The 11,802-nt window shown below is 62.8% G+C and carries 8 protein-coding genes; 4 read left to right on the plus strand and 4 right to left on the minus strand.

The features are described 5' to 3' along the window. Window positions 1–128 precede the first annotated feature (128 nt). Together BUB62_RS14765 and BUB62_RS14770 are read left to right on the plus strand one after the other, a co-directional pair. The gene (locus BUB62_RS14765; RefSeq protein WP_073111329.1) at window positions 129–1,748 is read left to right on the plus strand and encodes a hypothetical protein; all 1,620 of its coding nucleotides are present in this window, start codon (window positions 129–131) and stop codon (window positions 1,746–1,748) included. Between the two features lie 50 nt (window positions 1,749–1,798). Further along, complete coding sequence (locus BUB62_RS14770; RefSeq protein ID WP_073111330.1) at window positions 1,799–2,257, plus strand: hypothetical protein; 459 nt, start codon at window positions 1,799–1,801, stop codon at window positions 2,255–2,257. Between the two features lie 11 nt (window positions 2,258–2,268). Here the strand turns inward: BUB62_RS14770 and BUB62_RS14775 are convergent, their stop codons facing one another. From BUB62_RS14775 to BUB62_RS14785, 3 genes are all read right to left on the minus strand, one after another. Then, on the minus strand, window positions 2,269–3,753 hold the full coding sequence (locus BUB62_RS14775; protein ID WP_073111332.1) for an exonuclease domain-containing protein: 1,485 nt from the start codon (window positions 3,751–3,753) through the stop codon (window positions 2,269–2,271). A 242-nt stretch (window positions 3,754–3,995) separates the two neighbouring features. Then, window positions 3,996–4,472 (minus strand): PA2169 family four-helix-bundle protein, encoded by a 477-nt coding sequence (locus BUB62_RS14780; RefSeq protein ID WP_073111333.1) that lies wholly within the window; start codon window positions 4,470–4,472, stop codon window positions 3,996–3,998. A gap of 168 nt (window positions 4,473–4,640) precedes the next feature. Further along, entirely contained in the window at window positions 4,641–5,822 is a 1,182-nt protein-coding gene (locus BUB62_RS14785) for an AI-2E family transporter (RefSeq protein WP_084539092.1), read from the minus strand. 236 nt (window positions 5,823–6,058) lie between these two features. On the opposite strand from BUB62_RS14785, the gene BUB62_RS14790 reads away from it, so the two are divergent. Together BUB62_RS14790 and BUB62_RS14795 are read left to right on the plus strand one after the other, a co-directional pair. Beyond that, window positions 6,059–7,975, plus strand: a complete 1,917-nt coding sequence (locus BUB62_RS14790) for a DNA topoisomerase IV subunit B (protein WP_073111335.1) — start codon at window positions 6,059–6,061, stop codon at window positions 7,973–7,975. Between the two features lie 396 nt (window positions 7,976–8,371). Further along, on the plus strand, window positions 8,372–10,939 hold the full coding sequence (locus BUB62_RS14795; protein WP_143164198.1) for a T9SS type A sorting domain-containing protein: 2,568 nt from the start codon (window positions 8,372–8,374) through the stop codon (window positions 10,937–10,939). 99 nt (window positions 10,940–11,038) lie between these two features. On the opposite strand, the gene BUB62_RS14800 is transcribed toward BUB62_RS14795, so the two are convergent. Beyond that, window positions 11,039–11,743 (minus strand): hypothetical protein, encoded by a 705-nt coding sequence (locus BUB62_RS14800; protein ID WP_073111338.1) that lies wholly within the window; start codon window positions 11,741–11,743, stop codon window positions 11,039–11,041. Between the last annotated feature and the right edge of the window lie 59 nt (window positions 11,744–11,802).

An 11,802-nucleotide genomic window follows, 5' to 3' on the forward strand; every position in this document is an offset into this window, starting at 1 on the left:
AGCCGGCCGGGAAAAGTGGGCGGCCGGCTGCCCAACGCCGGCCGGCACAACCGCTACTGGCCGGTTTGCGCTATAAGGCAACGCCGGCGCAGCTGCGCGGTCCTTTCAGCCGACTTATTTCCGCATTCGTGCTCTATCCGCTCCTTTTTTCGCGCCCGCGCTGCGTGGCCGCACTGTGCGCCGGTGGCCTGCTGCTGGTATCCTGCTCGGCCCCGGCCGCGCCACCCGCCATCCGCCCACCCGCCGCCATCGGCCCCGATTCGATGGTGCGCGTGGCGGCCGGGCCGCAGTATATGCGCGGGGCGGTGCATCAGTTTTTCTGGGGCAAGCACTACCGCAAGCTGTGGGCCGTGCCGGTGCAGGCCCCGGTGCTGAACCTGCGTACGGTAGTGCCCGGCGGCCTCACGCCCACCGAGGCCGGCGGCAGCTTCCAGACCAAAAACCTGCGCTTGGTAGACCGCCGTGGCGTGCAGTTCGTGCTACGCTCCGTGGATAAAGACGCCACCAAAGCCCTGCCCGAGCGCCTGCGCAACGGCCCCATTGGGCGGCTGATGAAGGACCAGACCAGCGTAATTAATCCGTACGGGGCCTACATTGTGCCGCATCTGGCCCAGGCGGCCGGCGTGTTTCATACCAATCCGCGGCTAGTGTATGTGGCTGATGATCCGGCCCTGGGCGCGTTCCGGAAGGAGTTTGCCAATGCCCTGTATCTGCTGGAGGAGCGCCCCGAGGGCGACCAGAGCGGCGTAAGCAGCTTCGGCCGCTCGGCCCTGGTGGAAAGCTCGCGCAAGGTGTTCACCAATCTGGCGTTCAACCCCCAGGCCCGCGTGGATGCCCGCCAGTATTTGCGGGCCCGGCTGTTTGATATGTGGCTCGGCGACTGGAGCCGCCGCGAGGACCAGTGGCGCTGGGCCAGCTTCCGCGGCGCGGGCGGCGCTACCGTGTACCAGGCCATTCCGCGCGACCGGGACCACGCTTTTTTCAAATTCGACGATGGCCTGCTCACGCGGATTGTGAGCTGGGTGAAATCCAACTACCAGAGCTTCCACGAAAAGATAAAGCTGCGCGACGTGGAAGGCCTCAACCGCGCCGCCCGCCCCCTGGATAAGTCGCTGCTGGTGTATCTGACGGCCGACGACTTCCGGCAGGTGGCCGACTCAATGCGCCTGGGCTTATCGGATAAAGTAATTAAGGAGGCGCTGGCCGTGTGGCCAAAGGAAGTGTATGCGCTGGCCGGGGCCGAGTTTGACCGCAAGCTGCGGGGCCGCCGCGAGCAGCTGCCCGCCGTGGCCGCCCGCTTCTACCAGCTGCTGGCCCAGGAAATCGAGATTCCCGGCACCGACCAGCCCGAGCGCTTCGTGCTGGAGCCCGCCGACACGGGGCAGCTGCGGGTGCAGGTGCTGCGCCTGCACGCCGGCCGCCCCGACAGCCTGATCAACCAGCGCACGTTTCTGGTGGGGCAGACGCGCTCCATCAAGCTGTTTGGCCTGGGCGGCAACGACGTGTTTGAGCTGCGCGGCCTGCCCGACCACCGCTTTGCCGTGGGCATATACGATGGGGCTGGCCAGGATGTAGTGGCGCTGAAAATGCCCGCTGGCGCGTCAAATCAGCCCACCAACGTGCTGGTGTACGACAGCGGCGACGGCAACACGCTGAAAGTGGCCAAGCCCATCAAAACCCAGGCCTACGTGCCAGCCGCCACCGAATTCGACGCGGCCGGCTGGCTACTGCGCCACCGGCTGTTCTGAACAAGTTCAGCGCTGGCAACCTTTTTTCGGGCGGGAAGCGTACCGGAATTATGCGAATATCTAAACACGTAGACCAGCGCGACGGCAGCAGTTGCGAGCTTATTCTCGATGAAACCAACAAGTGGCTGCACGCCATCTGGCTGGGCTATATCGATCCGCAGGAAGCGTATAATGGTGCTTCCCGATTTCTAACCGCCATGCAGGAGCTGCACTGCCCGTATCTGCTCAACGACAACAGCCAGCTCCAGGGTCCCTGGTTCGACTCGGTGGAGTGGCTGCGCACGGTATGGGGGCCGCAGGCCCAGCAGCTCGGCCTGCGCTGCATTGCCCACGTGGTGCAGCCCCAGGATTTGAGCGACGAAGCCACCCTCGCGCCCCTATCTTTTGGCCCCGAGCTGCAGCTGCAGCTGTTCGATGATGTGGTGTCGGCGCAGGATTGGCTGCGGGCCCAGCAGGCCGCCCAGGCTCCGGTAGCGGCTGCGCAACCGGGAAGCGCGACGGCTAATTAGTGCCGCAAAGCTTACTTAAACACCTTCACCTTGTCTTTGTGCTTGGTGCGCAGGTAGCCGCGGATAATCTGCTGCACGTCCTTATTATCATTATACCGGGTAATGACCTCCGTGAAATCCTTGAGCCGGCGGGCTGAAAAGGTTTCATCCACGTAGCCGAAGCCCAGGTAGCGGCCGTTTTCCACCACCACCACCGACTTTTCCTCGGCCCGGCGACCCGGCCCGATGATGACGAAGGAGCCGTGCTCGTAGGTGAAGCTCTCAATGGCCTCCTCCACGCGCTGGTTGTACTCTTCGGGCGGCTCCAGGCCCAGACAGGCGCCCTTGCAGCGGTGCACCTGGTAGTCGAAGCAGGAGCCGGGCGTTTTGTACAGGTCGCAGAGCTTCTGGCAGAGGTTGAATTTGCTGACCTTGTGGAACAGGAAGCCTTTGGCTTTGAATTGGTTGCCCAGGGCAATGAGCGGGTGCGACTCGGCGTGGTCGTCGGCTTTGCCGTAGTAGAGGCGCTTGTAGCCGTTTTCGTCGGTGCGCAGGAAGATGCCGGCCGGAAACACCGAGCGGCGCTGGGCCCGGTTATACAGCGGCTTCATGCGCTTTATTTCGTGCGACTCATACAGCAGCGCCACTAGTTCCGAGCCCGTCAGCTCCCAGGTGATATCGGCAATGGAGTTCTTGAACTCCAGGCTCTTGCGCGACTTGTAGTCAACGGCGAAGTGCTGCTGAATCCGCTTGTAAATGTTGATGCTCTTGCCCACATAAATCACCTCACCGGCCTCGTTGTGAAAGTAGTATACCCCGGCTTCCTGGGGCAGCGCGGCTACTTTTTCGGGCGTGATGTTAGGCGGGAGCAGCGCCGTGTTGATGGCCTGCTGCACGGCCGCTACCCGTTTGGGGCTGGGCTGCTTGGCAGTAGCCGGCCGGCGGCCGGCCGGAGCCACGGCATCCACGGCGGCCAGCGTATCGGCGGTGCTGACGGTGGGGTTTTGCAGGGCCTCATCCTGCTGGGTTATCTTCAGCAGGCGGTCGAACAGGATGGCGGTGGCGGCCGCGTCGCCGGCGGCGCGGTGGCGGCCTTCGAGCGGAATGCCGATGTTCTGGCAGAGCTTGCCCAGGCTGTAGCTGGGCTGGCCCGGCATCAAAGAGCGGCTCAGGCGCACCGTGCACAGGGTTTTGCGCGAGTAGTTATAGCCCAAATCGGCAAATTCCTTCTTCAGAAAGGAGTAATCGAAGCGCACGTTGTGGGCCACGAACACGCAGCCTTCGGTCATCTCCACAATCTTGCGGGCCACCTCATGAAACTTCGGTGCGTCGCGCACCATGTCGTTGGTGATGCCCGTGAGCTGGCTGATAAACGTCGGGATGGGCCGCCCCGGGTTCAGCAGCGTATCAAACTGGTCCACGACTTTCTCGCCGTCGTGAATAAAAATGGCAACTTCCGTGATGCGGTCCTGCGCAGGCTGTCCGCCGGTAGTTTCAAGGTCGATGATGGCGTACAAATGCGGAGCGAAAACGGGTAAAGACTAAGCTAGTGGAATGGGTAACAAAGATACACCCCTGGAAAGTTGTGAGATTGGGAAAGGTGAAGTGGTGAGTGTTCTGTCATCCTGAGCAGAGCGAAGGACCTTATCACGGCAGAACGGGTCGTTAATACGCTTGTCGTTCAACTGGCATAAGGTCCTTCGCAGGCTCAGGATGACAGGCGACTTTTCACCACTTCATCTTTCTCAACTTCACCATCTCACTGTGGCTGGCTGCGGCGGGCGGCGAAGCGGTTTTTGATCAGCTGAATTTCGCCTTGCTGGCGCTGCAGCAGCTCCCGCGCCTCACCGGTTATTTCCTCCGATTTCAGGGCCAGCTCGTAGCTGAGCAGCGCCGCCGCGTCGCCGTTTTCGCACTCGTGCAGGATGGTTTTGTCGTCCTGGTCCACCAGCGTGGATTTCAGACTGATCCAGCCGCGGTGCATGGCGGCCACGGCATCGGTCACGGCGCCTTCCACGGTGCTTTCCTGGCTGGGCGGCTCCACGCCAAAGGCCACGGCCTGGGCCTCCAGCTCGGCCGCAAACTGCGCCCGCTGCTGGCTGTAGCGCAGCAGCTCGACCTGCAGATCGGGGTGGTCGATGGCCTCGGCGGCCTCCTGATAGCCCTTCACGGCGGCTTTGTTTATCACAACCAAGTCGTTGTAGACGCGGGCGGTTTCTTCGGTAATGAGGGCCATAGCGCAGGTGAATAGGAGTGGGAGGAAGCCCGGACGGGCGGAAGTGTTTCCTTATAGTATACCCGCTGCCGGTGAGGCAGGTTGTGGCCCCGCTTTCAAACGCCAGCAGGCCCCGCCGGACGAATCCGGCGGGGCCTGCATGGTGGTTCGGGTGGAGGCGGGGCGGCGTCAGGCCTTGCCCAGCGCCCGCAGCCAGAGTCGTCGCATGAAGCCGGGGTGGCGGGTTTCGGGCTTCTTGGTCGAGTCTTCGCCCTCGGCCGTGTCGCCGAGCAGGAAGCCCCAGGGCTCGGTGGTTTTGCTGGCATCGAGCACCACCTTGAGCACGGCCACCAGCGGAATACTCAGAATCATGCCCGGCGTGCCCCACAGCTCGGCTCCCAACACCAGGGCCATAATGGCGGCCATCGGGTTGATACTCACCTGCGAGCCCGTAATCATGGGCGTAATGAAGTTGCCTTCCAGAAACTGCACGAACATGAACACGCCCACCACCGCCGCCGCCCGCAACGGGGAGCCGGTTTCGACCAGCGTAATAATGGCCGGCACCAATGCCCCGATCATAATGCCGATATAAGGAATGACGGCCAGCACCGAGGCGAAAATGGCGAAGAACACCGCAAATTTCACTCCCAGCGCCAGCAGCCCGATGGCATTGAGCACTGCCACAATCACAATCACCTTCAGCAAACCCGAAATGTAGGCCTGCACCACAGTCTGGATGCTGTCCACGGTGTGCAGCACGCTGGTGCGCTTGTCGGGGCTCACGAAGCGGAACATGAACTGGCGCAGATGGTCGCGGTAGAGCAGCAGACAGAAGATGTAGATGGGCACCTGAATCAGGTTGCTGATGACGGCCGTGGTGGTGTTCAGGGTGGTGCCCAGGTAGGTGCTGCCCGATTTTTTCAGCGACTTAATGGTGCTGTCCTTCAATTCCTCCTCGCTCATGGGGTCGATGCCGAAATGGCTGGCCGCCCATTCCTGGCCGTCGTGGAAAAACTGGAGCAGCTTGTCCTGCAGCTTAGGCAGCTCGTTCTTGAATTGGCCCAGCTGCGAGCCGAACCCGTAAATAATGCCCGCGAAAAGCCCTACCAGCAGCAGCAAACACAGAATGATGGCCCACACCCGGCCCAGTCCGCGCCGCTCAAACCAGCGGCACACCGGCAGCAGCAGCAGCGCAAACAGCGCCGAAAACAGCAGCGGCAGCAGCACATCGTCGAGCTTGTGCAGCACAAACACCAGCAGCGACAGGCCCACGAGCAGGAACGTGTAGTGAATCACCGGTGACTGCCGCACCTCGGCCGGGGGCGTGGAGTGGTGCGGCAGGTTGATGGGGTTCGGTCTGGGGAGCATAGGCTAAGAAATTTGGGAAAACGAGAGGAGGGGAGAAGCGCGGGAAAGCGCGTATATTTGGTGGTGCGCCGGGAACGAAGCTTTTTTGCGCCTGGTTTTGCTAATTACATTCGCCAGGCGCGGGTGGCTGCCCGCAAGGGCCGCGCCGTCCGTCCATCATGCCCCGCCTTACGAACGAAGCCGGGAAATGGCCGATTTTCTGCGTTATTTTACCTCAAATTTAGCTTCCGCTTTCCATGTCCGAGCAAGAACTACCCGCCGCCCCGCACGCTTACACCGAAGACTCCATTCGCTCGCTCGACTGGCGCGAGCACATCCGCCTGCGGCCGGGCATGTACATTGGCAAGCTCGGCGACGGCTCGGCCTACGACGACGGCATCTACGTGCTGGTGAAGGAAGTCATCGACAACTCCATCGATGAGCACGTGATGGGCTACGGCCGCACCATCGACATCAAGATTTCCGACAGCCGGGTGCAGGTGCGCGACTACGGCCGCGGCATTCCACTGGGCAAAGTGGTGGACGTGGTCAGCAAGATCAACACCGGCGGCAAGTACGACTCGAAGGTGTTCCAAAAGTCCGTTGGTCTGAACGGGGTGGGCACCAAGGCCGTGAATGCGCTCAGCAACTACTTCCTGGTGCAGAGCGTGCGCGAGGGTCAGATGAAGGCCGCTGAGTTCAGCCAGGGCCGGCTGGTGCAGGACCCCAAGCCCGCCAAAACCAGCCAGCGCAACGGCACGCTGATGGTGTTTCAGCCCGACGAAACGATCTTCAAGAACTACCGCTTCATCCCGGAGTATCTGGAAAACCAGATCTGGAACTACGTCTACCTGAACGCGGGCCTCACCATCAACTTCAACGGCCAGAAGTACTACTCCGAAAACGGCCTGCTCGACCTGCTCTCCCGCAAGGCTGACGCCGAGAGCATCCGCTACCCCATCATCCACCTCAAGGCCCCCGACATTGAGCTGGCCATGACCCACGGCAACGACTACGGCGAGGAATATTATTCCTTTGTGAACGGCCAGTACACCACCCAGGGCGGCACCCACCTGGCCGCCTTCCGCGAGGCCGTGGTGAAAACCGTGCGCGAGTTCTACAAGAAGGAGTACGACGCCACCGACATCCGCGCCAGTATTATTGCCGCCATTTCGGTGCGGGTGCAGGAGCCGGTGTTCGAGAGCCAGACCAAAACCAAGCTCGGCTCCATCAACATGGGCGAGGACGGCCCCACCGTGCGCGGCTTCATCCTCGACTTCGTGAAGGAGCACCTGGATAACTACCTGCACAAGAACCCCGCCGCCGCCGAGGCCCTCAAAAAGCGCATCGAGCAGAGCGAGCGGGAGCGCAAGGACATGGCCGGGGTAAAAAAGCTGGCCAATCAGCGGGCCAAGAAAGCCAACCTGCACAACCGCAAGCTCCGCGACTGCCGCTTCCACCTCGGCGAGGGCAAGCAGGAAGCCGAAGCCCTCACCACGCTCTTCATCACCGAGGGCGACTCGGCCTCGGGCTCCATTACCAAAAGTCGCAACGTGGAGACGGAGGCCGTATTCAGCCTGCGCGGCAAGCCCCTGAACTGCTTCGGGCTGAAGAAGAAAATCGTGTATGAAAACGAGGAGCTGAACCTGCTTCAGCACGCCCTCAACATCGAGGAGGGCATCGAAAACCTGCGCTACAACCGCGTGGTCATTGCCACCGATGCCGACGTGGACGGCATGCATATCCGCCTGCTGCTGCTCACCTTCTTCCTGCAGTTTTTCCCCGACCTGGTGCGCAACGGCCACGTCTTTATTCTGGAAACCCCGCTGTTCCGCGTCCGCAACAAGAAAACGACCATCTACTGCTACAACGAGCAGGAAAAGCAGGCCGCCATGCGCCAGCTGGGCCGCAACCCCGAAGTCACGCGCTTCAAGGGTCTGGGCGAAATCAGCCCCGACGAGTTCGGCAAGTTCATCGGCGACAACATCAAGCTCGAACCCGTCATCCTGCAGTCGGACCGCTCGATCCAGCAGGTGCTGACTTACTACATGGGCAAAAACACGCCCGCCCGCCAGGAATTCATCATCGACAACCTGCGCCAGGAAAAAGACCTCATCACCTCCGACGTGCTGCCCGTGAGCGAAGTGGCCGAGGAGGATATGGCGTTTGCGTAGGGCTCTTGCCCGTTGGCGGTATTCCTACGGTACCCCCGCAGCGCCCCGGTCCGCCAGTATTAGGGGCGCTGTGGTAGTAGGTAGCCGTGGAGGCCGGGCCTAATCGGGGGATCTGTTCTGGTGAAAAATATTCCGGTTCCTTGCTTGCTTCCTGGGCTTAGTATCACGCAAAAATTCCTTGTCATAAGTTGGCAGGGGATTTTTGCGTGGTACTAAGCCCGGGAAGCAAGCCTGCTTTTGGGGTGAGCTGACAGAAGCGGGGTTTTGTCTTAATAAGCTAGCAGAATTATCCGATTATATTAGCCCCTGGTACCGACGGCCCAAGGGTCCGCCGTCCGCCTCTTTGCTACCGGAGTACTGTTTTACTAGTTGTTGACCTAATTGCTTTTTCCATCTATGCCACACGCCTACGCAACTACTACCTGGCGGCAACGGAGCCAGCAGGCTCGCTCGCTTTTTCTCCTTCTGCTGGCCCTTGTGCTGGCCTTGCCCCAACTGGGGCGGGCCCAGGCACCTGCTATCAGCACGGCCCTTAATGCCGATGGCACCCTGCGCGACGGCGCTCAGGGCTCCTTTGATGCCAAAGGCTACCAGCTCAGCTACGGTCAGAACGGCCAGCCCATATTGCGCCCCGGCGCTGCGAATTCGGAGTGGAGCCCCGTAGGTGGTGCCGCCCCGGGCCAGCAAAACGGTGCGATTAGCTTTGTTGATGCCGTAGCCGTGAATGGCAGCACGATATACGTGGGCGGCCGGTTCACCACCGTTGGCGGCGTGCCGGCCAACTACGTAGCTCAGTGGGACGGAACGCAGTGGAGCGGCCTGGCCAATGGCGTGGGGGGCGTGGTAACCGCCCTGGCCGTGAGCGGCAACATCCTCTACGCGGGAGGCTACTTTACCTCCGCCGGCAACGTGCCGGCCAACTACGTAGCCCAGTGGGATGGTACGCAGTGGAGTAGTCTGGGTGCTGGGGCCGCCAACGGCGTCAATAGCAACGTCTTCGCCCTGACTGCCAGCGGGGGCACGCTCTACGTGGGCGGGCAGTTTACCTCGGCTGGCGGTAGTACAGCCAACCGCGTGGCCAAGTGGAATGGCAGCACGTGGAGCAGCCTGGGCACGGGCCCGGCCAATGGAGTGGGGGGTATCGTCCAAGCTATTGCTGTGAGCAGTACCTCGCTCTACGTGGGCGGGCAGTTTACCTCGGCTGGCGGTAGTACAGCCAACCGCGTGGCCAAGTGGGACGGCACCAATTGGAGCAGCCTGGGTACGGGCCCGGCCAACGGCGTCAGTGATTGGGTTCATGCCCTGGCCGTGGACGGCAACACGGTTTACGTCGGCGGCGACTTTACCAAGGCCGGCGGGGCCGATGCCAGCCGGGTGGCCAAATGGGACGGCACGCAGTGGAGCAACCTGGGTGGCTACGGCGTCAACGATGGGGTGCGGGCCCTGGCCCTGGCCGGGAACCGACTCTTCGTGGGTGGTTTCTTCACCGGCACCGGCGTAGCGGGCACCCAGCAGATTGCGCAGTGGGATGGTACCCAGTGGAGCAGCCTGAACACCGGCACGGCCAGCGCCCTCAATGGGCAAGTCACTTCCCTGGTCGTCAGCAACAATACGCTGGTAGCCGGGGGCTTGTTCACCACTGCCGGCGGGGCCATGGCCAACTACGTGGCCAAGTGGAACGGCACGGCCTGGAGCAGCGTGGGACCCGGTATTCCGAATGGGGTAAACAGCAATGTTACTGCCCTGGCCGTGAGCGGTTCGAACGTGTACGTGGCCGGCAACTTCACCCTGGCCGCTGGAGTCGTGGCCAACCGGGTAGCTAAGTGGGACGGCACTAGCTGGAGCAGCCTGGGCTCCGGCCTGAACTTGGGCGTCACTTCCTTGGCTGTGAGTGGTAATACCCTATATGCGGGCGGCTACTTTACCTCGGCAGGCGGTAGTACAGCCAACAGGGTGGCCAAGTGGGATGGCACCAGCTGGAGCAGCCTGGGCACGGGCCCGGCCAACGGCGTCGGCGGCTCGGTGTCCTCGCTGGCCCTGAGTGGCAGTACGCTCTACGTGGGCGGCCAGTTCGAGACGGCCGGCGGCCAAAACACTGCCTACTTAGCCAAATGGAATGGTACGCAGTGGAGCAGCGTGGGCAGTGGCATTGATGGGGTGGTAAGGGCCCTGGCCGTTAATGGCACCGCTCTGTACGTGGGTGGCGACTTTACCAGGGCCGGTGGCCAGCCCGCCAGCCGAGTGGCCAAGTGGGACGGCACCAGCTGGAGCAGCCTGGGTACGGGCATTAGCGGTGTTGTGAATGCCCTGGCCGCCAGCGGCACGGGGGTGTACGTTGGTGGTTTCTTTACCACGGTTGGGACGTTGCCGGCGGCCAATGTGGCGCACTGGGACGGTACGCAGTGGAGTAGTCTGAGCACGGGCACCAGCGGCGGTAGCCTGGGTTCCGGGCCTGTATTTTCTTTGGCCGTAAGCGGCTCCAGCCTCTATGTGGGCGGCGACTTTGCCTCGGCGGGTGGCATCACGGCCAACAGGGTGGCCAAGTGGGACGGCACCAGCTGGAGCAGCCTGGGTACCGGCGCCACCAACGGCACCAGCTATAAGGTTTCGGCTCTGGCCAGCAGCGGCAATACGGTGTACGCGGGCGGAGAATTCACCAGGGCCGGCGGAGTTGCCGCCAGCTATATAGCCAGCTACGTGCCGGCAGCTGTTCCCTTGGCCGTGGGCCGGCTCGCTCCCGTAGCCACGCTGTCCCTCTACCCCAACCCCGCCCGCACTGCCGCCACTCTGGTCGGTACCCCGCCCCGGGCGCTGGTGCAGGTGCTCGACGGGCTGGGCCGCCCGGTGCTCACCGCCACTGCCGATGCCACGGGCAGGGCCCGGCTCACGCTGCCGGCCGGCCTGCGGGCCGGCGTCTACCTGGTGCGCAGCGGTGCCCAGACCACCCGCTTGGTCATCCAATAAGGGGCACCTTTCCTCTTTATTTCCGGCAAAAAACGCCCCACCCGGCTCCGGCCAGGTGGGGCGTTTTAGGTTCAGCGGCGCACCGGCGGCGGTTTTTTTTTAGGCCGCGGCGGCCGGCTTGGTCGGCGCCGGGGCGACCGGGGCCGGCGGCGGGGTGTCATACAGCACGTAGTCCTGGTACTTGCTCACGTCAGTTTGCACGAAGGCGGTTTTGCCGGCCTCGCAGAGCGCCGCCAGCTCATCATACAGCGCGTTGCCGGCGGTCAGGCGCTGCTGGGTGGCGCCCGCCGCCCCCGATTCGGCGTCGTGCTGCTCGCCCACGGTGGCGAGCAGGGCCGCGTTCTGGGTTTCGAGCAGGGTGAGGTCGGCGGCGGTGAGGCCCTTGGGGGCGTAGGTGGGCAGGTTGGCCCGGCCCACGCGCACGGCCCGCACCAGGCCCAAGTACAGGTCGCCTTCCGAAGCCGAGTTCAGGCCGCTGGTGCCGAAAGCCTTGTACTGGGGCGTGCGGTCGTTGTGCAGCAGGCCCACCATCCCCATAATGTGCTGCATAGTGCCCAGGGCCGCGAGGCGGGCGGCGTCTTTGGCCTGGGTGGCCGTGGCGGCCTGCTGCACGCCTTCAGTTTCGGTGGGCAGGGCCACGAAGGCGGCCGTCAGGGCCTGCAGGCCGTCGAGGCGGGCCGGCGTCACGCCGTAGGTGGTTAGCGCGGCCACGTCGCGGCGCAGGTAGCCCAGCTTTTCGGTGGCCGTGGTCACCAGCGCGGCCTGCGACATCTTAAAGTGCGACTCTTCGGGTTTTTTCTTCATGCTTGCTAATGAATTGGAAAGAGGATGAAATGGAAACGGATAGCCGGCTAACTCCGGGG

This window comes from Hymenobacter daecheongensis DSM 21074 (assembly GCF_900141805.1).
Lineage (GTDB): Bacteria > Bacteroidota > Bacteroidia > Cytophagales > Hymenobacteraceae > Hymenobacter > Hymenobacter daecheongensis.